General features: G+C 70.4%; 22 protein-coding genes. 15 read left to right on the forward strand and 7 right to left on the reverse strand.

What is annotated here, in order from left to right; genetic code table 11:
• Positions 1 to 135 precede the first annotated feature (135 nt).
• From ACZ58V_RS20245 to ACZ58V_RS20270, 6 genes are all read left to right on the forward strand, one after another.
• Complete coding sequence (locus ACZ58V_RS20245) at positions 136 to 1,179, forward strand: NUDIX hydrolase (RefSeq protein WP_468189189.1); 1,044 nt, start codon at positions 136 to 138, stop codon at positions 1,177 to 1,179.
• A 305-nt stretch (positions 1,180 to 1,484) separates the two neighbouring features.
• Complete coding sequence (locus ACZ58V_RS20250) at positions 1,485 to 2,516, forward strand: ABC transporter permease (protein ID WP_471291195.1); 1,032 nt, start codon at positions 1,485 to 1,487, stop codon at positions 2,514 to 2,516.
• Between the two features lie 76 nt (positions 2,517 to 2,592).
• Positions 2,593 to 4,269: an ABC transporter substrate-binding protein gene (locus ACZ58V_RS20255; RefSeq protein ID WP_468189192.1), complete on the forward strand. Its 1,677-nt coding sequence runs from the start codon at positions 2,593 to 2,595 to the stop codon at positions 4,267 to 4,269.
• Between the two features lie 79 nt (positions 4,270 to 4,348).
• Entirely contained in the window at positions 4,349 to 5,341 is a 993-nt protein-coding gene (locus ACZ58V_RS20260; RefSeq protein WP_468189195.1) for an ABC transporter permease, read from the forward strand.
• Between the two features lie 26 nt (positions 5,342 to 5,367).
• Positions 5,368 to 6,459 (forward strand): ABC transporter ATP-binding protein, encoded by a 1,092-nt coding sequence (locus tag ACZ58V_RS20265; RefSeq protein ID WP_471291197.1) that lies wholly within the window; start codon positions 5,368 to 5,370, stop codon positions 6,457 to 6,459.
• The gene (locus ACZ58V_RS20270) at positions 6,456 to 7,559 is read left to right on the forward strand and encodes an ABC transporter ATP-binding protein (protein WP_471291199.1); all 1,104 of its coding nucleotides are present in this window, start codon (positions 6,456 to 6,458) and stop codon (positions 7,557 to 7,559) included. The genes ACZ58V_RS20265 and ACZ58V_RS20270 overlap by 4 nt, the downstream gene beginning before the upstream one ends.
• Positions 7,560 to 7,575: 16 nt before the next feature.
• On the opposite strand, the gene ACZ58V_RS20275 is transcribed toward ACZ58V_RS20270, so the two are convergent.
• Complete coding sequence (locus ACZ58V_RS20275) at positions 7,576 to 8,931, reverse strand: M20/M25/M40 family metallo-hydrolase (protein WP_468189201.1); 1,356 nt, start codon at positions 8,929 to 8,931, stop codon at positions 7,576 to 7,578.
• A gap of 133 nt (positions 8,932 to 9,064) precedes the next feature.
• Here ACZ58V_RS20275 and ACZ58V_RS20280 point away from each other — a divergent pair, with 133 nt between their 5' ends.
• Positions 9,065 to 10,306, forward strand: a complete 1,242-nt coding sequence (locus tag ACZ58V_RS20280; protein WP_468189203.1) for a geranylgeranyl reductase family protein — start codon at positions 9,065 to 9,067, stop codon at positions 10,304 to 10,306.
• Here ACZ58V_RS20280 and ACZ58V_RS20285 read toward each other — a convergent pair.
• The gene (locus ACZ58V_RS20285) at positions 10,290 to 10,739 is read right to left on the reverse strand and encodes a nitroreductase family deazaflavin-dependent oxidoreductase (protein WP_468189205.1); all 450 of its coding nucleotides are present in this window, start codon (positions 10,737 to 10,739) and stop codon (positions 10,290 to 10,292) included. The genes ACZ58V_RS20280 and ACZ58V_RS20285 overlap by 17 nt on opposite strands.
• A 155-nt stretch (positions 10,740 to 10,894) precedes the next feature.
• On the opposite strand from ACZ58V_RS20285, the gene ACZ58V_RS20290 reads away from it, so the two are divergent.
• Positions 10,895 to 11,608 (forward strand): TetR/AcrR family transcriptional regulator, encoded by a 714-nt coding sequence (locus ACZ58V_RS20290; RefSeq protein WP_471291202.1) that lies wholly within the window; start codon positions 10,895 to 10,897, stop codon positions 11,606 to 11,608.
• On the opposite strand, the gene ACZ58V_RS20295 is transcribed toward ACZ58V_RS20290, so the two are convergent.
• Positions 11,580 to 12,305, reverse strand: coding sequence for a VOC family protein (locus tag ACZ58V_RS20295; RefSeq protein ID WP_471291204.1), 726 nt, complete (start codon positions 12,303 to 12,305; stop codon positions 11,580 to 11,582). The two genes, ACZ58V_RS20290 and ACZ58V_RS20295, sit on opposite strands and share 29 nt — an antisense overlap.
• Positions 12,306 to 12,431: 126 nt before the next feature.
• Here ACZ58V_RS20295 and ACZ58V_RS20300 point away from each other — a divergent pair, with 126 nt between their 5' ends.
• Together ACZ58V_RS20300 and ACZ58V_RS20305 are read left to right on the forward strand one after the other, a co-directional pair.
• On the forward strand, positions 12,432 to 13,655 hold the full coding sequence (locus ACZ58V_RS20300) for a sensor histidine kinase (RefSeq protein ID WP_471291206.1): 1,224 nt from the start codon (positions 12,432 to 12,434) through the stop codon (positions 13,653 to 13,655).
• A 37-nt stretch (positions 13,656 to 13,692) separates the two neighbouring features.
• Positions 13,693 to 14,358: a response regulator transcription factor gene (locus ACZ58V_RS20305; RefSeq protein ID WP_359895571.1), complete on the forward strand. Its 666-nt coding sequence runs from the start codon at positions 13,693 to 13,695 to the stop codon at positions 14,356 to 14,358.
• Here ACZ58V_RS20305 and ACZ58V_RS20310 read toward each other — a convergent pair.
• Positions 14,319 to 14,603 (reverse strand): DUF6332 family protein, encoded by a 285-nt coding sequence (locus tag ACZ58V_RS20310; RefSeq protein WP_471291208.1) that lies wholly within the window; start codon positions 14,601 to 14,603, stop codon positions 14,319 to 14,321. The genes ACZ58V_RS20305 and ACZ58V_RS20310 overlap by 40 nt on opposite strands.
• Positions 14,604 to 14,655: 52 nt before the next feature.
• Positions 14,656 to 15,573, reverse strand: a complete 918-nt coding sequence (locus tag ACZ58V_RS20315) for an SAM-dependent methyltransferase (protein ID WP_471291210.1) — start codon at positions 15,571 to 15,573, stop codon at positions 14,656 to 14,658.
• 114 nt (positions 15,574 to 15,687) lie between these two features.
• Between ACZ58V_RS20315 and ACZ58V_RS20320 the strand changes: the two genes are divergently transcribed.
• From ACZ58V_RS20320 to ACZ58V_RS20335, 4 genes are read left to right on the forward strand one after another with little or no spacing between them, the layout of a single operon-like run.
• On the forward strand, positions 15,688 to 16,683 hold the full coding sequence (locus ACZ58V_RS20320) for a branched-chain amino acid ABC transporter permease (RefSeq protein WP_468189218.1): 996 nt from the start codon (positions 15,688 to 15,690) through the stop codon (positions 16,681 to 16,683).
• A gap of 10 nt (positions 16,684 to 16,693) precedes the next feature.
• Positions 16,694 to 17,686 (forward strand): branched-chain amino acid ABC transporter permease, encoded by a 993-nt coding sequence (locus ACZ58V_RS20325; protein ID WP_382579806.1) that lies wholly within the window; start codon positions 16,694 to 16,696, stop codon positions 17,684 to 17,686.
• Positions 17,676 to 18,581, forward strand: a complete 906-nt coding sequence (locus tag ACZ58V_RS20330; protein WP_468189220.1) for an ABC transporter ATP-binding protein — start codon at positions 17,676 to 17,678, stop codon at positions 18,579 to 18,581. Before ACZ58V_RS20325 ends, ACZ58V_RS20330 begins: the two co-directional genes overlap by 11 nt.
• A complete protein-coding gene (locus tag ACZ58V_RS20335) occupies positions 18,581 to 19,321 on the forward strand; it encodes an ABC transporter ATP-binding protein (protein WP_189724086.1) in 741 nt (246 codons plus the stop codon). The genes ACZ58V_RS20330 and ACZ58V_RS20335 overlap by 1 nt, the downstream gene beginning before the upstream one ends.
• Before the next feature lie 22 nt (positions 19,322 to 19,343).
• Here the strand turns inward: ACZ58V_RS20335 and ACZ58V_RS20340 are convergent, their stop codons facing one another.
• Entirely contained in the window at positions 19,344 to 20,591 is a 1,248-nt protein-coding gene (locus tag ACZ58V_RS20340; RefSeq protein ID WP_471291213.1) for an ABC transporter substrate-binding protein, read from the reverse strand.
• 180 nt (positions 20,592 to 20,771) lie between these two features.
• The gene (locus ACZ58V_RS20345) at positions 20,772 to 22,253 is read right to left on the reverse strand and encodes an MFS transporter (protein WP_468189226.1); all 1,482 of its coding nucleotides are present in this window, start codon (positions 22,251 to 22,253) and stop codon (positions 20,772 to 20,774) included.
• 86 nt (positions 22,254 to 22,339) lie between these two features.
• Here ACZ58V_RS20345 and ACZ58V_RS20350 point away from each other — a divergent pair, with 86 nt between their 5' ends.
• Complete coding sequence (locus ACZ58V_RS20350) at positions 22,340 to 22,735, forward strand: MarR family winged helix-turn-helix transcriptional regulator (protein ID WP_468189228.1); 396 nt, start codon at positions 22,340 to 22,342, stop codon at positions 22,733 to 22,735.
• Positions 22,736 to 22,756: the final 21 nt, after the last annotated feature.

The following is a 22,756-nucleotide window of genomic DNA, read 5'->3' on the forward strand; positions in this document are numbered from 1 at the left end:
GCCTCGGCCCACGGCGCCGGCGCTCCCCGTGCGAGGGGAGCGCCGGCGCCGTCGTCATGCGCCCTCAACTGGGGCTGGTTTCCGTGGCAGGGTGGAGCGGGCAAGCCTCAGGGGGCCAACAGAAGAGGGGGACCTGTGACCGTCGTCTGGATCAACGGCGCGTTCGGTGCGGGGAAGACCACCACCGCACAGGAACTGATCGAACTGATCCCGAACAGCACGCTCTTCGACCCCGAGGTCATCGGCGGAGCGCTGCGGTATCTGCTGCCGCCCAAGCGCCTCGCCGAGGTCGGCGACTTCCAGGACCTGCCGATCTGGCGACGGCTCGTGATCGACACGGCGGCCGCGATGCTCGCCGAGCTCGGCGGAACCCTGGTCGTCCCGATGACGCTGCTGCGGCAGGAGTACCGCGACGAGATCTTCGGCGGCCTGGCCGCGCGCAGGATTCCGGTCAGCCACATCCTGCTCGCTCCGGCCGAAACGATACTGCGGGAGCGCGTAGCGGGCCGCGAGCTACCGCGGGACCTCCCCGACGGCGAGATACGAATACGCCAGTGGTCCTCCGACCACATCGAGCCGTACCGGGCCGCGCTCGCCTCCTGGCTCACCGCGGACGCGCACCCGGTCGACACCAGCGACCTCACGCCGTACGAGACCGCCGCCCGCATCGCCGAGGCCGTGCAGGGCGGCTCCCTGCCGGCTTGCGACATCGTGCAGACGCCCGAGCCCACCGCCGAGACGCTCGCCGCCGGTGTGCTCCTCTTCGACGAGCAGGACCGCGTGCTGCTCGTCGACCCCACCTACAAGCCCGGCTGGGAATTCCCCGGCGGAGTCGTCGAACCCGGTGAAGCGCCCGCGCGGGCCGGTGTGCGGGAGGTCGCCGAGGAGACCGGCATCCACCTCGACGAGGTACCGAGCCTGCTCGTCGTCGACTGGGAGCGCCCCGCGCCCCCCGGCTTCGGCGGCCTGCGGCTCCTCTTCGACGGCGGTCTCCTCGACTCCGCGAAGGCCGGCCGGGTGCTGCTGCCCGGGCCGGAGCTGCGCGAGTGGCGGTTCGTCACCGAGGAGGAGGCCGCCGACCTGCTGCCACCGGTGCGCTACGAGCGGCTCCGCTGGGCCCTGAGGGCGCGCGAACGCGGAGCGGCGTTCTACCTGGAGGCCGGGGTGCCGGTCGGCTGAGCCGGGGTCTGGGTTCGTGTCCTTTACCCGGCGCGGGGGATTCCGAGGGAAAAGCAAGAGGAAACGCACCCGGAGGCAATGCCAATCACCGCCCAAGGAATTGCCCGCATTCCTTCACGTGGTGGGTAATCACATTCCCTGCTCTCGTCAACACTTTTCCATGACCGCAAACAATCCCTTTTCTGGCCCCTGCGCGGCTTGACCGCCCTCGCACCGCATTGCGAAAGTCCGCAATGTCTCACGGCGGCGCTCACGACCGCCACTCAATTTCCTTGCCTCAGGGGCAGATCCGGGATGTCCGTACGATGACCACGCAACACCAGCCGGTCGACACCGGCGGCGGCACCGCGCTGCTGACCGATCCGTCGACGCAGGACAGCAGACCCGGCGGCCCGGTCGTCGCCGGCCGCTCACCGGCCCGGATGGCCTGGCGGCGGATCAGGCGGGACAAGGTGACCACGGCCGCCCTGGTGGCCACCGTCCTGTTCATCGTGATCGCCCTGCTCGCGCCGGTCCTCACCGCGCTGACCGGCTGGGGACCGATCACCCCCGACAACAAGGCGATCAACCCGGACACGGGCAACTTCCCCTACGGATCGCTGGGCGGCATCAGCGCCCAGCATCTTCTCGGCGTCGAACCGGGCACGGGCTACGACCTGTTCGCCCGCATCGTCTACGGCCTGCGCACCTCCCTGTACGTGGGCTTCGCCTCGGCCGTGCTGTCCACCGTGGCCGGCGTCGTCGCGGGGCTCGCGGCCGGCTACTTCGGCGGCTGGGTCGACTCCCTGCTGTCCCGGGTCATGGACGTGATGCTGGCGTTCCCGCAGCTGCTGTTCATCATCGCGCTCACCCCGGTGATCCAGAACGCGCTGCAGACCAACACCCACGGCGGCACCGACGAGAACCTCCGCCTCCTCGTCCTGGTCCTCAACATCGCCGTCTTCGCGTGGGCGTACACCGCCCGCCTGGTGCGCGGACAGGTGCTGTCCCTGCGCGAACGGGAGTTCGTCGACGCCGCGCGGCTGATGAGCGCCGGCCGGCGGCACATCCTCTTCCGGCAGCTGCTGCCCAACCTGTGGGCGCCGATCCTGATCTCCTTCGCGCTGGCCGTCCCGCAGAACATCACCACCGAGGCGGCCCTGTCCTACCTGGGGGTCGGCGTCATCCCGCCCAACCCCGACTGGGGAGCCCTGCTCTCGGACGCCTCCCAGTTCTTCCTCCAGGACCCGATGTACCTCTTCGTGCCCGGCGTCCTGCTCTTCCTCCTGGTCCTGGCGCTCAACCTCCTCGGGGACGGCGTCCGGGACGCCCTGGATCCCCGCGCCCGGCGCGGCTGACCGAGCCACCCCCCGAGTGTCGGCCCGGCGGTCCCACGAACGGCCGCCGCGCCCGTAGCAAGAAGGAGTTTCCTCAATGACGCGCAGCACGCGCAGATCGCGCACGGTCGCTCTCACGGCCTCCGCCGTGGTGATCGCCCTGGGGGCCACCGCATGCGGAGGGTCCTCCAGCAACAGCGGCAGTGGCGCCCCCGGCAAGGGCGGCACTCTGACCGTCCTGGACAAGGCGGACTTCGACCACCTCGACCCCCAGCGCGTCTACACGACCGAGGGCTCGAGCATGGACCAGGAGATCGTCCGGGACCTGACGGGCTGGGACGAGACGGGTCCGAAGCCGAAACTGGTCGGCGACCTGGCCACCGACACCGGAACGCCCAGCAAGGGCGCCACCGTCTGGACCTTCCACCTGCGGCACGGCGTCAAGTACCAGGACGGCACCGAGGTCACCGCACCGGACGTCAAGTACGGCGTCGAGCGGTTCTTCTCCTCCGACATCAACGGCGGCCCGCCCTACGCGGCCCAGTGGCTCGTCGGCGGCGCCGACTACAAGGGCCCGTACCAGGGCAAGGAGCTCGACTCCATCCAGACGCCGGACAAGTACACGATCGTCTTCCACCTGAACCAGCCGGTGGCCGACTTCAACGAGACCACCACGATGACCGGCTGGGCGGCCGTGCCCAAGGCCCACGACACCGGCTCGACCTACGACACCCATGTGTGGTCCGACGGCCCGTACATGATCAAGTCGTACACCAAGAACAAGGAACTGGTCCTCACCCGGAACAAGAACTGGTCCCAGGCGACCGACCCGATCCGGCAGCAGAACGTCGACGAGATGGACGTTCGGTTCGGCCAGGACGAGTCGGCCATCGACCAGCAGATCAAGGCCGACGCCGGCACCGCCCAGACGTCGATCCAGCAGTGGCCGATCGCGGGCTCCGACCTGTCCCAGCTCGCCAACGACCCCTCTTTGAAGAGCCGTTACTACAAGATTCCCGCGCCCGGCATCAACTACCTGGCCATCAACACCACCCGCGTCAAGGACCTCAAGGTCCGCCAGGCGATCGAGTACGCCGTCGACAAGACCACGGTCCGCGGCGCCTTCGGCGGCTCCGCGTACGGCGACTACGCCACCACCATGCTGAGCCCGGGCATCGGCGGCTACCAGAAGTTCAACCAGTACAGCGCCAACCCGGCGGGCAACCTCGCCAAGGCCAAGGCGCTGATGAAGCAGGCGGGCAACCCGAAGCCCACCATGTCGATCGCCGTCGAGAACACACCCACCCAGGAGCACTTCGCCGACGCGGTGAAGACCGCCCTGGAGCGCATCGGCATCCGCGTCAACATCTCCCCGATCGACGCGGCGAACTACTTCAGCACCGTCAACAACACGAAGAACCAGTACGACCTGACCTGGGGCGACTGGATCGCCGACTGGCCCAACGCCTCCACGGTGCTGCCCACCCTCTTCGACGGCCGGCTCATCAAGAGGAACCCGCAGGCCAACCAGGACCTGTCCTACCTGAACGACCCGAAGGTCAACGCGCTGATCGACAAGGCCGCCAAGATGACGGACGTCGAGCAGCGCAACGCCACCTACGGCCGGATGGACCAGCAGGTCCTGAAGGACGCCGCCGTGGTCCCGCTGATGTACATGAACTTCAGCGACATGTCCGGCTCCAAGGTCGGCGGTGTCATCCCCGACACGATCCTGGCCGAGCCGAGCCTGGTCCACGTCTACGTCAAGCACTGACGGACGCCTCCCCCTCTGAACCCCGCCGGCGGCCCAGGCCGCCGGCGGGCATCCCACTCACGTCAGGTCCCGGCACCCCATGTTTCGTTATCTCATCCGACGCCTGCTGGCAGCGGCCGTGATCATGCTGGTGATCACCACGATCACCTTCTTCATCTTCTTCGCGCTGCCGTCCGACCCCGCACTCCTGGCCTGCGGAAAGACCTGCTCCCCCTCCCGCCTCGCGGAGATCAAACACTCGCTGGGCCTGGACCAGGGCTACCTGACGCAGTACTGGGAGTTCCTCAAGGGGCTGGTCGCCGGCCGTGACTTCGGCGACCAGAGCGTCCGCATCCACTGCGGCGCGCCCTGCCTGGGCGTCTCCTTCCAGACCGACACCCCCGTCCTGACGACACTGCTCCAGGACTTCCCGGCGGACCTCTCCCTCGGTCTCGGCGCCGCGGTGGCGTTCCTGGTCCTGGGGGTCGGCCTCGGCACCGTCGCCGCGGTCCGCAGGGGCAGGGCCGCCGACAAAGCGGCGGTCGGACTGGCCCTGTTCGGCGTGTCGGTGCAGATCTACTTCATCGGCCTGCTCCTGCTGTACCTCTTCGTCGACAAGTTCCAGATCCTGCCGACCTCCGGCTACACACCGATCACCGAGGACCCGGCCGGCTGGTTCCAGGGGCTGATCCTGCCGTGGACCACCCTGGTCATCGTCTACCTCGCGATGTACACCCGGCTCACCCGCTCCTCCATGCTGGACGTCTTCGCCGAGGACTACATGCGTACCGCCCGCGCCAAGGGACTGACGGCCTCCAGCGTCGTCCTCAAGCACGGGCTGCGGGCCGCCATCACCCCGATCATCACCATCTTCGGCATGGACGTCGGCTCCCTGATCGGCGGCTCCGCGGTCATCACCGAGTCGGTCTTCGGCATCAACGGCATCGGCAAGCTCGCCGTCGACTCCGTCCAGAACTCCGACCTGCCGGTCATCCTCGGCACCACGCTCTTCGCCGCGACGTTCGTCGTCCTCGCCAACGTCGTCGTCGACCTGGTGTACGGCCTCGTCGACCCGCGCGTGCGCCTCGCCTGAGCCCTTCCTCGTCCTTAGGAACACCCGTGTCCGTTCAGACCTCACCGCAGCCCGCGGACGTCACGCCCGCGCCCGCACCCTTCCTCGACGTGACCGACCTGAGGGTGCACTTCCCGACCGAGGACGGCATCGTCAAGTCCGTCGACGGCGTCTCCTTCAGCCTGGAGAAGGGCAGGACCCTCGGCATCGTCGGGGAGTCCGGCTCCGGCAAGTCGGTGACCTCGCTGGCCCTGCTCGGACTGCACAAGGGCACCAGCGCCCGGGTCTCCGGAGAGATCCGCCTGGAGGGCAGGGACCTCGTCACCCTGCCCGAGGCCGAGATGCGTGAACTGCGCGGCCGTACGGTCTCCATGATCTTCCAGGACCCGCTCTCCGCGCTGCACCCCTTCTTCACCGTCGGCGCCCAGATCGCCGAGGCCTACCGCGTGCACCACAAGGTCTCCAAGAAGGAGGCCAGGGAGCGGGCGGTGGAGATGCTGAAGCGGGTCGGCATCCCGCAGCCCGAGCGTCGCGTCAGGGACTATCCGCACCAGTTCTCCGGCGGCATGCGGCAGCGCGCCATGATCGCCATGTCCCTGGTCTGCGACCCCGCCCTGCTCATCGCCGACGAACCCACCACCGCCCTGGACGTCACCGTCCAGGCCCAGATCCTCGACCTGATCCGCGACCTGCAGGAGGAATTCGGCTCCGCGGTCGTCATCATCACGCACGACCTCGGCGTGGTCTCCGACGTCGCCGACGACATCCTGGTGATGTACGGCGGCCGCCGGATCGAGTACGGCACCACCCGTGAGGTGCTGAAGCAGCCTCAGCACCCCTACACCTGGGGCCTGTTGCAGTCGATGCCGCACCTCACCGGCGACGTCGGCGAGCGGCTCAACCCGATCCCCGGCACACCGCCGAGCCTGATCAACCTGCCGGACGGCTGCTCCTTCAACCCACGCTGCGCCTACAAGGGCTGGGTGCCGGAAGGGCGGTGCACCGTGGACCGGCCCGAACTGCGCCTCGTCTCCGGCACCGCGGGACACCTCGCCGCGTGCCATCTCACCGACGAGGCCAAGCAGGAGATCCGCGGCGGGGCCGACGGGGACGAGCTGACGAAAGGGAACACGCCGTGAGCACCACCCAGCCCCTCACCGGGCCTACCACCGACCTTCCCACCGGCGAGAACCTCCTCGAAGTGCGCGGTCTGCGGAAGCACTTCCCCCTCCGGCAGGGCATCATCTTCCAGCGGCAGATCGGGGCCGTCCGAGCCGTCGACGGCATCGACTTCGCGGTCGGGCCGGGCGAGTCGCTGGGGCTGGTCGGCGAGTCCGGATGCGGCAAGTCGACCACGGGCCGCCTGATCACCCGGCTGCTCGAACCCACCGGCGGCTCCGTTCTGTTCGACGGCGAGGACATCACCCACCGGCCCGCCGCACGGATGCGGGAAGCCCGCCGCAACCTCCAGATGATCTTCCAGGACCCGTACTCGTCGCTGAACCCCCGGCACACCGTCGGCACCATCATCGAGACGCCGATGCGGCTCAACGGCATCAACCCGCCCCAGGGCCACAAGCGGCGCGTCCAGGAACTCCTGGAGACCGTGGGCCTCAACCCCGAGCACTACAACCGCTACCCGAACGAGTTCTCCGGAGGCCAGCGTCAGCGCATCGGCATCGCCCGTGCCCTCGCCCTGCGGCCGAAGCTCATCGTGGCCGACGAACCCGTCTCCGCGCTGGACGTCTCCATCCAGGCGCAGGTCGTCAACCTGCTCCAGGACCTCCAGCGGGAGTTCGGCATCGCCTTCGTCTTCATCGCCCACGACCTCGCCGTCGTACGGCACTTCTCCGAACGGGTCGCCGTGATGTACCTCGGCAAGATCGTCGAGGTCGCCGACCGCGAGTCGCTCTACACCCGCCCACGGCACCCCTACACCCACGCGCTGCTGTCCGCCGTACCCGAGGCCGACCCGGACGCCACTCAGCGGCGCGAACGCATCCGGCTGGCCGGGGACGTGCCGTCCCCGATCGACCCGCCCTCCGGCTGCCGCTTCCGCACCCGCTGCTGGAAGGCCCAGGACAGATGCGCCACCGAGGAACCACCGCTGGTGCGCGTCGAGGGCAGCCCCACGGGCCATCTGACCGCCTGCCACTTCCCCGAGGAGCCGACGGTGGCCGCGCGCGCCGAGGACATCGTCCTGGACCCGGCGCTGGCGGAGCCGAAGGAGGGGTACTGACCGCAGGGCAGAGCGGTCAGCTCGCCGCGTAGGTGCGCAGGAACAGTGCCTCCGCCACCGACAGCCGTTCCAGTTCCTCGGGGGACACGCTCTCGTTGACCGCGTGGATCTGGGCCTCCGGCTCGCTCAGCCCGATGAGGAGGATCTCCGCACGCGGGTAGAGGGCGGCGAGGGTGTTGCACAGCGGGATGGAGCCGCCCTGGCCCGCGTACTGCATCTCCTGGCCCGGGTACGCCACGGCCATCGCGGCGGCCATGGCCTGGTAGGCGGGGCTGGTGGTGTCGGCGCGGAAGGGCTGGCCCTCGCCGATCCGCTCGGTGCTCACCCGCGCGCCCCACGGCGTGTGCGCCTCCAGGTGAGCCTGGAGCAGCTTGGCCGCCGCGCCCGCGTCCACGCCCGGCGGCACCCGCAGGCTGATCAGCGCGCGGGCGCTCGCCTGCACGGACGGGGTGGCGCCGACGACGGGCGGGCAGTCGATGCCGAGGACCGTGACGGCCGGGCGCGACCAGATGCGGTCGGCGACCGTGCCGGATCCGATCAGCTCGACGCCGTCCAGCACCTTGGCGTCCTGCCGGAACTGCTCCTCGTCGTACTGCAAGCCCTCCCAGGCCGAGTCCGCGGAGAGCCCGTCGACGGTCGTCGAACCGTCCTCGGCGCGCAGCGAGTCCAGGACGCGGATCAGGGCGGCGAGCGCGTCCGGCGCGGCACCGCCGAACTGGCCCGAGTGCAGATTGCCCGCGAGCGTGTCGACGCTGACGCGGACGAGGGTCATACCGCGCAGCGTGGAGGTCACCGTCGGCAGGCCGACTCGGAAGTTGCCCGCGTCACCGATGACGATCGTGTCGGCCTCCAGCAGGCCCGGGTGCTCCTCGGCGTACCGCTCCAGACCGCCCGTGCCCTGCTCCTCCGAGCCTTCGACGATCACCTTGACGTGGACCGGCACGCCGCCGTTCGCCTTCAGCGCCCGCAGCGCCAGCAGGTGCATGATCACGCCGCCCTTGCAGTCGGCGGCGCCACGCCCGTACCAGCGCCCGTCCCGCTCGGTCAGCTCGAACGGCGGTGTCGTCCAGCCGGCCTCGTCCAGCGGCGGCTGCACGTCGTAGTGGGCGTAGAGCAGGACGGTCTTCGCACCCTCCGGGCCGGGGAGGCAGCCGTAGACCGACTGCGTGCCGTCGGGGGTGTCGAGCAGGGCCACGTCCTGGAAACCCTCGGCGGTGAGCGCGTCCGCGACCCAGCGGGCCGCGCCCTCGCTCTCACTCCTCGGGAACTGGTCGAAGTCCGCCACCGACCGGAAGGCCACCAGTTCGGTGAGCTCCGCCCTCGCCCTCGGCATCAGCGAGGCGACGGTCTCGGCGACCGGATTCGACGACATGGGCACGCTCCTTGTGGGTGCGACGTTGAAGAGTTGAGTGCTGTAGATCCTCCCACAGCGGGCTGTGACCAGGTCCGCCGTAGGATGCGGGAGACAGCAGGGCAGGCGGCTTGATCGGGAGCAGTAGACCATCGTGAGCAGCGAGAACTCTTCGGCGGACGACGCGCGGCAGGTGTGGGACGTCGTCGTGGTGGGTGCGGGACCCGCGGGAGCTTCGGCCGCGTACGCGGCGGCGGTCGCCGGGAGACGCGTGCTGTTGCTGGAGAAGGCGGAGTTGCCGCGGTACAAGACGTGCGGCGGCGGCATCATCGGCCCCTCGCGCGACGCGCTCCCGCCCGGCTTCGAGTTGCCGCTCAAGGACCGGGTGCACGCGGTGACGTTCTCGCACAACGGCCGCTTCACTCGGACCCGCCGGTCCAAGCAGATGCTGTTCGGGCTGGTCAACCGGCCCGAGTTCGACCAGCAGCTCGTCGAGCACGCGCAGAAGGCGGGCGCCGAACTGCGTACGGGCGTCACCGTCCAGCGGGTCGAGCAGCACGGCTCGGAGGTGCCGGACCGGCGCACGGTCGCCGTCGTCCTGCAGGGCGGCGAGGTCCTGCTCGCGCGGGCCGTGGTCGGGGCGGACGGCAGCGCCAGCCGCATAGGGGCGCATGTCGGGGTCAAGGTCGGCCAGGTGGATCTCGGCCTGGAGGCGGAGATCCCGGTGCCGGAGACCGTCGCCGAGGACTGGAAGGGTCGGGTGCTCATCGACTGGGGCCCGATTCCCGGCAGTTACGGCTGGGTCTTCCCCAAGGGCGACACCCTGACGGTCGGGGTGATCTCGGCCAGGGGCGAAGGCGCCGCGACGAAGCGGTACTTGGAGGACTTCATCGGCCGGCTGGGCCTCGCCGGCTTCGAACCGAGCATCTCCTCGGGTCACTTGACCCGCTGCCGGGCCGACGACTCGCCACTGTCGCGCGGCCGGGTGCTGGTCTGCGGTGACGCGGCGGGGCTGCTGGAGCCGTGGACCCGCGAGGGCATCTCCTTCGCGCTGCGGTCCGGCCGGCTCGCGGGGGAGTGGGCGGTGCGGATCGCCGAGGCGCACGACGCCGTGGACACGCGCCGGCAGGCCCTCAACTACGCGTTCGCGGTCAAGGCCGGGCTCGGCGTGGAGATGAGCGTCGGCAAGCGGCTGCTGACGGCGTTCGAGCGTCGCCCCGGTCTGTTCCACGCGGCACTGATGAGCTTCCGCCCGGCCTGGAAGGGCTTCAAGGACATCACGCGGGGCGCGACGTCGCTGGGCGAGATCGTCCGCACCCATCCCATGGCCCAGCGGGCGCTGACGGCGGTGGACCGCCGTCCCACGGCGGACGGCGAGGTCAGCTCGTCACCGTGATCTCGAAGACCGGGTGGTCGGCAGCGATCCGGCGCAGCTCGTCGTCCGGCGAGTCCGGGCCCACTCCGTTGAAGAAGACCCCGACCTCCGCCTTCCAGCGCTTGAGGTAGGCGCGCAGGATCGGGGTCTTGTCGTCGTCGGCCACCTCGGTCGCGGTGAACGTGTCCACGTGCTTGCCGAGGTGCAGCTCGCCGCCGCCCGCGGCGCGCATGTTGTGGGTCCACTGGACATGGCCCCGCGGCGCCACCAGGTACTGCCGGCCGTCCAGGGTCATGAGGTTGACCGGGGTGGTGCGCCACTGGCCGCTCTTGCGGCCGCGGACGGCGAGGACACGGGAGCCCCAGACGCTGATGCCGCGGCGGGTCATCCAGGCCACGAGGCGGTTGATGACGTTGACGGTGACCCAGCCGGGCTTCTGGACGTGTGTGGACATGGGGTCCCCCTGGTCTCTCTGTGATGGAGCGGCGCTCTCTTTTGTGAGCACTGCTCTCTCTCGCTGGGTTCAGTCTGCCCGAGGTCGGCACTCCAAGGCAAGAGCACTGCTCTCGTTTGTGTGCACTGCTCTGCTTTCATGGCACACTTACCCGCATGAGCACCGCACACGGCGCCCGTGCCCGGGCCAGGATCGAAGTCACCGCGGCCATCAAGGACGAGGCCCGCAGACAGCTCGCGGCCGAGGGCGCCGCCAGGCTCTCCCTGCGCGCCGTGGCCCGTGAGCTCGGCATGGTCTCCTCCGCGCTGTACCGCTACTTCCCCAGCCGTGACGACCTGCTCACCGCACTCATCATCGACGCCTACGACTCCCTCGGCGAGCGGGCCGAGGCGGCCCATGAGCCGGCGGCCGACCCCTTCCGCCGATGGATCGCGGTCTGTGAGGCGGTGCGGGGCTGGGCGCTGGACCACCCCCACGAGTACGCGCTGATCTACGGATCGCCCGTGCCCGGCTACACCGCCCCCGACACCACCGCCCCGGCGGCCGCCCGCGTCGGCCTCCTGCTCATCGGCATCGCACGCGACGCCAACCGCGGCTCCGGCCTGGCCGGATCCTCACTGCCGTCCGAGCTGCGCCCGGAGGCCGAACGGATCGCCGCCGACCTCGCGCCCGACCTCCCCCCGGAGGCGGCGACTGCTCTCGTCGCGGCCTGGGCCCAGCTGTACGGCCTGGTCGGCTTCGAGCTGTTCGGCCAGTTCCACCGGGTGGTCGAGGACCGGGCCCCGTTCTTCCGCCACGCCGTGGGGCAACTCGCCCGGGGAGTGGGGCTGGTACCCGGACCTACCGAGGGCGCAGCGCCAGGCCGCTGATGTCGGCGGTGGGCGGGGTGCCCTCGCTCAGGAGCAGCGTGGTGATCCGGTCCGCCGGACCGGAGGCGAAGTGCACGTGCGCTCCGGGCAGCGGAACGACGGTCTGCCCGGCGGTCGGGACACCCGTCAGCCGGCTCAGCCAGGTGGCGGACGCGGTGGGGTCCGGGGTCTCGATCACGAAACCCGCGAGGTCGTGGTCGCCGCGGTTGCCTCCGCCGCCACGGTACGTGTCGAGGATGACCTGGCGGTCGGGCGTGTAGCTGATGAAGAACGGCGCCCAGCGCGGGGCGTCCGCGATGAACGCCTCCCGGAAGGAGACGGGCGAGCCCTCCCGGGCGAACGTCACCACCTCGACCTCATGGCCGCCGCTCCGCAGACGGTCCGCGGTCGCGGCGATATCGGTGACGTCGATCGCGAAGTCGAGCGCACCGCCGCCGGCCGCGAGGAGTTCGTCGACGAACGGCATCATCGGCGTCATGGCCTTGCCGTACGGCGATCCGTCGAACACCGCTCGGTCGACGATGCCGAGGATCTCGACGTAGCGCACGTCCAAGTGCCACGCACCGTTCCGAAAGCCCAGATACGGCGGATTGGTGTGCCCGGGAAGCCCGGCGGCCGCGTAGGCGGCGACGGCGGACTCCACGTCGGGCACGCAGTGCAGGAGGTGGTCGAACTCCGGTAACTCCGACGACGTCATCTCGCATCCTCTCCACGGAGGTCAGGGGAGCCTGACAACGGGCGACGGTGTACCTCCAGGGAAGTACGCGTGATCACCACGCCTGGGTGACGCCGCTCCGGGCGGGCGGAGTCTAGCGTGGCCGGTATGGACGAGCAGCGCACGCGGGGCGGCCCGCCGCGGTGGTGGCGCCACGGGCCCCCGTGGTGGGACCGGTGGGGGGAGGGGGACCGTGCGCCCCGGTGGCCCTGGCGGTCCACCGTCGCGGTCACGGTCTTCGTGCTGGTCGGTTCGACCTTCGCCGCGCACGGCCAGGAGGGCGAGCGGGCGGCGCTCGACCCGTTCGCGCGCGTGCTGCTGCTGGTGGCCGGAGGACTGCTGCTGTGGCGGAAGCGGTATCCGGTGGCCGTGGTCTTCGGCACCGCGGGCGCCGCCCTGCTCTACCTGGGGGCCGGGTATCCGTACGGGCCGGTGCTCCTCACCGTCGCACTGGCGTGTTTCAGCGCGATCGTCGCCGGGCGCCGCTGGGCGGCGTGGGCCGCGATGGGAGCGCTCTGGGCCGGGCACGTCCTGGTGGCGCACTGGCTCTACCAGTGGCTGCCGCCGTCGGGGGACTCCGCCGCTTCCTGGGGCGAGGAGATCGTCGTCGCCACCTGGGTGGTCGCGATCGCGGCGGTGTCGGAGCTGTTCCGGGTCCGGCGCGAGCAGTGGGTCCGGGAACGGGCCGAGCGTGCCGAGGCCGCGCGACGGCGGGCCGACGAGGAGCGGCTGCGGATCGCACAGGAGCTGCACGACGTCCTCGCGCACAGCATCTCCGTGATCAATGTGCAGGCGGGGGTCGGCCTCGCGCTCCTCGACTCCGACCCCGAGCAGGCCCGTACGGCGCTCACCACGATCAAGGACCAGAGCAAGGAGGCGCTCGGCGAGGTGCGCCAGGTGCTCGACACCCTCCGTGCGCCCGGTGCCGCACCCCGTGCCCCGGCGCCCGGGCTCGACCGGCTGTCCGAGCTGGTGGAACAGGCGGCGAGCGCGGGTCTCTCGGTCGAGGTCGAAGGAGAGCCGCCGCGCCTCGCGCCCGGCACGGACCTCGCCGCCTTCCGGATCGTCCAGGAGGCCCTGACCAACGTCGTACGGCACTCGGGTTCGCGGCACGCGCGCGTGCGCCTCGCGCACGACGCGGACGTGCTGCGGCTGCGGGTCGACGACGACGGGCCCGCGACCGGCGCCGACGCGGGCGGCGGCGGCAACGGGCTGGTCGGTATGCGGGAGCGGGCCGCCGCGCTGGGTGGCACCATCGAGGCGGGGCCCCGCCCGGACGGCGGTTTCCGGGTGCTCGCCGTACTGCCGCTGACGGCGTCCGCCGGCACGTGAGCCGACAGCGGCCCGGAGGACGACGCAAGGAGGACCGGTGATTCGCGTACTGCTCGCCGACGACCAGTCACTGGTCCGGGCAGGGTTCCGGGCGCTGCTCGACGCGCAGCCGGACATCGAGGTGGCCGCGGAGGCCGCCGACGGCGAGGAGGCCGTGCGCCGGATCCGCGAACTGCGGCCCGACGTCGTCCTGATGGACATCCGCATGCCCGCGCTGGACGGCCTGGCCGCGACCCGGAGGGTCACGGAGGACGCGGGACTGAAGGACGTCAAGGTGGTCATGCTCACCACCTTCGAGCTCGACGAGTACGTCTTCGAGGCGATCCGCTCGGGTGCCTCCGGCTTCCTGGTCAAGGACACCGAGCCGGACGAACTCCTGCGCGCGGTACGGGCGGTGGTCGCGGGCGACGCACTGCTCTCGCCGGGGGTGACGCGTCGGCTGATCGCCGAGTTCGCGGCCCGCTCCAAGGAGCCCGCGGCGGCCGACGCCCTGGCCGGGCTCACCGAGCGGGAGCGGGAGGTGATGGCCCTGGTCGGCATCGGCCTGTCCAACGAGGAGATCGCCCGCCGTCTGGTCGTCAGCCCGCTCACCGCGAAGACCCACGTCAGCCGCACCATGGTGAAGCTCGGCGCCCGCGACCGGGCCCAACTGGTCGTGCTCGCCTACGAGTCGGGGCTGGTGCGGCCGGGCTGGCTGGGCTGAGCCCCCGACCGGAACCGGAGCAGCACACTGACGACCCGGGCGACGAAGAGCACGGGCGCGAGCACCAGCCTGGCGCGCAGCAGCAAGGTCTCCAACGTGTCCGGCAGCTCGAAGAGCAGCGCGGGACCGGCCACGGCCCCGAAGACGACCGCCGCCGCGAAGGCCGCGCTGCACAGCGCGTACCCGATCTCGACGGTGACCGCGTCGCGTTCGGCCTGAGTACGCCGTCCCCCGTGACTCGTCATACGGCGAGTCAAACAGGAGGCCGCCCGGTCGGCAAGCGTCCCGCCGGGAGCCCTACGTGGGGGCAGCGTCGGCGAAGCCGTCCGCGGGTTTGTCGAGGACGTACGCCGTGTAGCGGGTGACGCGCCCGATGGCCCGGTGAGCTCGGACGACGGCGATGACCTCGTCCCAGTCCTGTGCGTCGAGTGCTCTGAGGCCGGGCCACCGCACGCACAGGGCCTGTCGGCCGGCCCGGGTGGACGCGGTGCCGACGAACAGGGCACAGAGTTGGGCTGCCCTGCGGAGTACAGGGGTGGTCCAGTCGAGGATCCGGCGTGTGGTGAAGCCGGCGGCGGAAGCCGTCAGCGGGTACCGCTCGTACGGTTCGATGTCGTCGAAGCGCCACGTCTCGCGCACGAGGCCGTCCGGGTCGAGGGTCTCGATCGGCTGATCCGTACGGGACGTGACATCCACGAGGACGAGCCGGCCTCCCGGGCGGAGCAGCCGGAAGCTTTCGCTCAGGAACGACCTACGGCCCTCATGGCCGAAGTGGAAGGCGGCCTCCAGGCAGTGCACTCGATCGAAGGAACCATTCGTCAGCGGGATCTCCGCTGCCTCCCGCGGCAGAGCCGTGGCGTCGGCGACGGCGAAACGCGCGCGGTCGCCGAAGCGGCGACGTGCCTGGTCGATCTGCGCGGGCTGGATGTCCACCCCCAGCGCCCGGCATCCCGCGGCGCCCAACCGTGCCGTGGTGTCACCGCGACCGCATCCGGCGTCCAGGACGAGCTGTCCGGGCCGGGCGTCCAGCAAGGCCAGCGACCGGCGAGCCAGGCGGCGCTGAAAGGGCACCGGACCGGCCAGGACCACGATCGGCAGGGTGGGCAGCGTGAAGTAGCCGATGTCGACCAGGCTGTCCCAGCCGAGGTGGCGCAGGACCCGGAAGAGCACACTGTCGTCGTTGTACGCACTCGCGAGGTCCTCGCTGTCACCCATCCCGCATCCTCCGCTGTCCGTGGGCACCCACACCGGGCGCACTGTCCGTGTCACCGCCCCGACCTGCGCTTACACTGGGCCCATAAGGGACGTTCGTGACGTACCGGAACCACCGTGCGCTATCAGCGGATGCTCGTAACGGCCCTCGCCCTGGTCCTCGTGATGGTGCCCGCGATCTCCACGCGTGCACAGGGCGAGGAAGTCCCGCGCGGCCCCACGTTCGCCGCGCGCGCTCTGCAGGCGCTGATCGACGGTATCCAGTTCGGGGTGATCATCGCGATCACAGCGGTCGGGCTCTCGCTGATCTTCGGCACCATCCACCTGATCAACTTCGCGCACGGTGAGTTCGTCACGATCGGCGCCACCGTCGCGTTCTTCCTCAACGCCTCCGCGGCCGGCCCGGGCTGGCACCTGATTCCCGCCGCCCTCGCCGCGGTGGTCTTCGGCGCCCTGCTCGGCGGGGCGGTCGAGCGCGGCATCTGGCGCCCGCTGCGGGCTCGGGGCACCGGGCTGATCAACATGTTCATCGTCACCATCGGGCTCTCCCTGCTGCTGCGGCACATCGTGCTCGTGCTGTACGGAACCCGGCCCGCCTCCTACGCCCAGTACGACATCCAGAGCACGATCGGCCTCGGGCCGGCCGGCATCACCCCACGGGACCTCACCGTCACCCTGCTCTCCGTCCTGGTGCTGCTCGGCATCGCCGCGCTCCTGCAGAAGACGCGGATCGGAACTGCCGTCCGGGCCGTCTCCGCCAACCGGGACCTCGCGGAGGCGTCGGGCATCGACGTGCGGCGGGTGGTGCTGTTCGTGTGGATGCTCGCCGGCGGACTGGCCGCGCTCGGCGGGGTCTTCTTCGGCCTGGTGGAGATCGTCACCTGGGACATGGGCTTCAAGCTCCTGCTGCTCATGTTCGCGGGGATCATCCTGGGCGGCCTCGGCTCCGCCTACGGTGCGATGGTCGGCAGCCTCGTCATCGGCGTCGTCGCCCAGATGTCCACCCTGTGGTTCCCGGTCGACCTGCAGTACGCCTGGGCGCTGCTCGTCCTCATCCTCGTCCTCCTCGTCCGGCCGCAGGGCATCCTCGGCCGGGCCGAACGCGTCGGATGAGGGGTGCGCCATGGACTTCTCGGCCATCCTCTCCGACGCACTGCGCTCGGGAATCGGCCCCATCGCCGCCGTCTACGCGCTCGCCGCGATGGGGCTGAACCTGCACTTCGGTTACACGGGGCTGCTGAACTTCGGCCAGGTCGGCTTCATGCTGGTCGGCGGCTACGGACTCGCCATCACGGTGTCGACGTACGACGGCCCGATGTGGCTCGGCGTCCTGGGCGGAATCGCCTGCGCGATCGTGCTGGCCCTGCTCCTCGGCCTGCCCACCCTGCGGCTGCGCGCCGACTACCTCGCGATCACCACGATCGCGGCGGGGGAGACGCTGCGGCTGTTCTACCGCTCCAGCTGGGCCGAGCCGGTCACCGGCGGGGTGTTCGGGCTGCAGAGGTTCGCGAACGACTTCTACGCGCTCAGCCCCATCGAGCCCGGCACCTACGGCGTGTGGCTCGTGAGGTTCAGCTCCCGCGACCTCTGGGTGATGATCGTCGGATGGGCGCTGGTGCTCGTGGTCGGAAGTCTGCTCGCCCTGCTGATCCACAGCCCGTGGGGCCGTGTCATCCGGTCGATCCGAGAGGACGAGGTCGCCGCGCGCAGCCTCGGCAAGAACGTCTACGCGTACAAGATGCAGAGCCTGGTGCTCGGCGGCGTCATCGGGGCTGTCGCGGGCATGATGCAGGCGATCCAGGTGCAGTCCGTGAACCCGGACAACTACGACCCGGCCGTCACGTTCTTCCTGTACACGCTCCTCGTGCTCGGAGGTGCCGGGCGGATCCTCGGGCCGGTCGTCGGCTCGATCCTGTTCTGGTTCGTCCTCAGCTTCCTCGACAGCGCGCTCCGCCAGGCCATCGACGCCGAGTACATCTCGCCGGACCTCATCAGCACGTCGGAGGTCGGCGCGGTGCGCTTCGCCCTGGTCGGGGTCGCCCTCATCCTGCTGGTCGCGTTCCGGCCACAGGGCATCCTCGGCAGCCGGAAGGAGATGCTGCTCAGTGGCCGCTGACCCTGCCGTGTCCCACCCGGGCCGGCTCTCCGCGATCGATCCCGAGCCGGGGGTCCGCAAGCCCGACCCTCTGCTGGTCCTGGACCAGGTGACCCGCACCTTCGGCGGCCTCGTCGCCGTGCGGGTCGAGCACCTGGAGGTGCAGCGCGGGGCCATCACGGCGCTCATCGGGCCCAACGGCGCCGGCAAGACCACGTTGTTCAACGTGGTGAGCGGGTTCGACCGGGCCGACGGCGGCCGTTGGTCGTTCGACGGACAGCCGCTCACCGGCGCCCCGGCGCACCGGGTGGCGAGGCGCGGAATGGTCCGTACGTTCCAGCTCTCCAGGGCGCTCGCCCGGCTCACGGTGCTGGAGAACCTGCTGCTCGCCGCGCCCGGGCAACGCGGCGAGCGGGTGCTGCCCGCGCTGCTGCGACCGCTGTGGCGCGGTCAGGAGCGGGAGATCGAGCGCCGGGCCGACGAACTGCTGGACCGGTTCCGGCTCGGGCCTCTGCGCGACGACCATGCCGGCACGCTCTCCGGCGGCCAGCGCAAACTGCTGGAACTGGCCCGCGCGCTGATGACCCGGCCGGTCATGCTCCTGCTCGACGAGCCGATGGCCGGGGTGAACCCCGCGCTGACCCAGTCGCTGCTCGGGCACATCACCCAGCTGCGCGACGAGGGGCTGACGGTGTGCTTCGTCGAGCACGACATGGACGTGGTGATGGGCATCAGCGACTGGGTGGCCGTCATGGCCGACGGGCGCCTGGTGGCCGAGGGCCCACCGCACACGATCGGCCGGAACGCCGCCGTCGTGGACGCCTATCTGGGCAAGCGGCACGACGAGCCGGATGCGACCGAGGAGAAGGAGAAGGAGAAGAAGAAGGGGGAGGAGAAGGGGAAGGAGGAGGAGTGATGTCCGCCGAGGAGCAGGCACCGGTGCTGGCGGCCGACGACATCGTCGCCGGCTACGTCCCCGGTGTCGATGTGCTGCGCGGATGCAGCGTCGAAGTGCGGCCGGGCGAGGTGGTCGGCGTGATCGGCCCCAACGGCGCCGGCAAGTCGACGCTGGTCAAGGCCGTCTTCGGGCTGCTGCGGGTGCGCGGCGGGACCGTGCGGCTGCGCGGTGAGGATGTGACCGGCCGGCCCGCGCACGAGCTGGTCCGGCGGGGCGTGGGCTACGTACCGCAGCTGCAGAACGTGTTCCCCACGCTGACCGTCGAGGAGAACCTGCGGATGGGCGTGTATCTGCGGCCCAAGGACCACGCGCGGCGGGTCGCGGCGGTCGAGGAGCTCTTCCCCGTGCTGGCCGACCGCCGCAAGCAGAAGGCCGGCGCGATGTCCGGCGGCGAGCGCCAGATGCTCGCGATGGCCCGCGCGCTGATGATGGAGCCGCAGCTGCTGCTGCTCGACGAGCCGTCGGCCGGCCTGTCACCGCTCCATCAGGACCACGTCTTCGACCGGTGCAGAATGATCAACAGCGCGGGCGTCGCCGTGCTCATGGTCGAGCAGAACGCCCGCAGGTGCCTGCAGCTCTGCGACCGCGGCTACGTCCTCGACCAGGGCCGCAACGCGTACACCGGTACGGGTACGGCCCTGCTCCACGACGAGAAGGTGATCGAGCTCTACCTCGGCACGCTCGCCCGCGTCCGTTGACTCCCGCTGTCGGTCCTCCCGGTCACTCCTCGGCCGTGCTGGTCTCGGTACGCAGGGTCTGCAGCTTTCCCTCGTTGTCGTAGCCGTAGACCTCGATCGTCGCCTGGCCGGGTTCGCCGTTGTCGGTGAAGTCGAGCGGCCCGCTCACACCGTTGTAGTCGATGTCCCTGCCGTCGGCGAGCAGCTCCTTGCAGGCGGCGAACGAGTTGCACTTCTCGCCGTCCTTGGTGATCCCGTTCATCTCCTTCACATACGCGCCGGGGTCGTCGGACTCCGCCTTCTCGGCGGCGAGCGCGATCGTCGTCGCGCAGTCGAACACCTGCGGTGCGAACTGCAGCTCCTTCAGATCCGGCGCGAATTCCATGAGGTCCTTCACGTACTGCTCGTTCGCCGCCGACGCCGGCGCGGTCCCCTTCATCCCGGAGAGCTTCTCGGGCTGGCCCGGGGAGACCAGAGACGGCAGCTCCTCGCTGCGCAGTCCGTCGGCGCCGTAGACGCCGATACGGTCGGGCCCGAGTCCGGACTCGATCATGCCCTGCAGGATCTGGGTGCCTTCCTCGAAGGCGATCACCACGGCGGCGTCCGGCCTGGAGTTCTCCATCTGCTGGACGACCTGGTCGAAGTTGGTCGCCTTCGGGTCGTAGGTCTCGGCGAGCGTCACCGTCGCACCACGTTCCTCCAGCGTCTTGCGGGTGGCCTCCATCAGGCCGCGCCCGTAGTCGTCCGCCCGTGCGACCAGGGCCACCCGGTCGTGGCCGTCGTCACGGACGACATCCGCCAGGATGGGCCCCTGCAACGCGTCGCTCGGGACGGTACGGAAGTAGAAGCCGTCGTCCTCGTAGTCGGTGAAGGTGGGGGCGGTGTTCGACCCCGAACACTGCACGACGCCCGCTCCGGTCACCCGGTCGATGAACGCCAGCGACATGCCGGAAGCCGCGGCGCCGACGATCGCGTCCACGCCTGCCGCGAGGACCCGGTCCGCCGACTGCGCGGCAACGGCCTCCTGGCCCGCCTCGTCACTCGAGACCACAGTGGGCACGGGCTTGCCCAGGACCCCGCCGGCGTCGTTGATCTTCTCGATCGCGAACTTCAACGACTCGATCTGGGGTGGGCCGAGGTAGGCCAGCTGTCCTGTCTCCGGCAGGACGTAGCCGAACTGGAGCTCACCATCGCCCGGCTCTGCCTGGGCAGTGCCGGTCGAACCGCAGACGGCAATCACAAGAGCAGCCGCGCTTGCGAAGATCGCGGACCGCCGTATCGACGCTTTCATCTCCGCCTCCGCTCGTTACAGGCCGCGGAGGGTCGACTGGCCGGCCCTCCGCCCGCCATCTGTACACGAGCCTAGAACTCATTCGGAGTACGGAAAAGTATAAAACGTACACTTTTTCGATTGATTGCGCGTGCGCTCCGCGGTCACGCGGGGCGTCTTGATCGCGACTGGAGACACTCCCTAGTCGCGCACGGTGACGCGCTCCGCCTGCCGGGGGTTGGACTTGGCGACCACGACGGACGGCCGGTCCCGGCCGGTCCGCAGGCCCGTGAGGGTGATCAGGAGGCCGGCGAGGGCGATGAGGGTCACGACCACGAGGCCGGGCCGGTAGCTGTCGAGAACGGCTTGCGGGGTGGCGGAGCCCTGCTCCGGGCTGTTCGCCGTCACCACCGCCGTCACCACCGCGAGGAAGATCGCGCCGCCCACCTGGACCGAGGTGTTGAGCAGCCCGGAGACCATGCCCTGCTCGTGCTCGTCCACGCCGTTGGTGGCCTGGACGTTGAAGGACGGGAAGGTCAGCGCGAAGCCCGAGCCGACCAGCAGCATCGTCGGCAGGATCACCGACGCGTACACGGGGTTCAGGTCGATGCGCAGGAACAGGACGTAGCCGGCCACCATCAGGGCGAAGCCGAGCACCATCAGCCGGGCCGTGCCGAACCGGTCGATGACGGCGCCCACCTTCGTCGCGGACAGCGCCACCAGCGCGCCGGCCGGCAGGAAGGCCAGGGCGGTGTGCAGCGCGGACCAGCCGAGCAACTGCTGCATATAGAGCGTGACCAGGAACTGGAAGCCGATGTAGCTGCCGACGAACGTCAACGCGCCGAGCTGCGCCCGCACTTGCGGCCCCGAGCGCAGCACCCCGAGCCGGATCAGCGGGCTGGGGCTGCGCCGTTCGACGGCGACGAAGGCCACGAGCAGTACGGCCACGGCCACGAAGGACAGGATGGTCCGGGCCGCGGCCCAGCCCACCTCGGGCGCCTCGACGACGGTGAAGACGAGCAGCAGCATCGAGGCGGTGCCGAGGACGGCGCCGGGGATGTCGTAGCCGCCCCGGCCGCGCTCGCGCTCACTGCGGGGCAGCAGCTTCAGGCCCACGAACAGGGCGATCAGCGCGATCGGAGCGGGTAGGAGCATGGTCAGCCGCCAGCTGGCCTCCGTGAGCAGGCCGGAGAAGACCAGGCCCATCGAGTAGCCGGTGGCGCCGCAGGTGGTGTAAATGGCCAACGCCCGGTTCCGCAGCGGGCCTTCGGGGAACGTCGTGGTGATGATCGACAGGCCGGCGGGGGCCGTGAAGGCCGCGCTCAGGCCCTTGATGAAGCGGCTGGCGATGAGCAGCGGCCCGGAGTCGACGAGACCGCCGAGCAGGGAGGCCAGCGCGAAGACGCCCAGCGCCACCAGGAAGACCTGGCGCCGGCCCAGCAGGTCGGCGGCCCGTCCGCCGAGGAGCAGCAGACCGCCGTAGCCGAGGATGTAGCCGCTGACGATCCATTGCAGTGCCGAGGTCGACAGGCCGAGGTCGGCGCCGATGGACGGCAGCGCGACGCCGACCATGGACACGTCCAGGGCGTCCAGGAACATCGCGGCGCAGAGGACCAGCAGGGTGCCCCAGAGTCGCGGAGTCCAACGTCCGTCGGACGTGGGGGTGGTGAGCGGAGAGATCATGCTCGAGACACTACATGCGCATGCATGAGATGTAAGCGCATTTAATTCTGGTGCAACAAACTCGGCTCTCTGTTACGGTGCGGCCCATGGCGGCGAAGCAGGCCGAGCAGGCGCTCGTGGAACAGTGGCGGGACATTCTGGCGCTGCACGCGCGAACGCAGTGTGAACTCGACCGTGCTCTGCACGGCCACGGCCTGTGCGCCAGTGACTTCGAGGTGCTCGATGTCCTCGCCGGATGCCGGACGCCGAAGGGCACTCCGTCCTACCGCGTGCAGGAGATCTCCGAGCGGGTCCATCTGAGCCAGAGCGCACTGTCGCGGCTCATCGCCCGGCTGGAGAAGGACGGGCTCGTGGAGCGCTGTATGTGCTCCGAGGACCGGCGGGGTGTGCAGGTCGCGCTCACGGCGAAGGGGCGCGCGCTGCACGGCGAGGTGCTGCCCGTGCAGCGCGAGGTGCTGGCGCGGATGCTGACGGAGGACTGAGCCGCCCGGGGCGCGGAGCGG

Source organism: Streptomyces sp. NPDC040589, assembly GCF_055594445.1.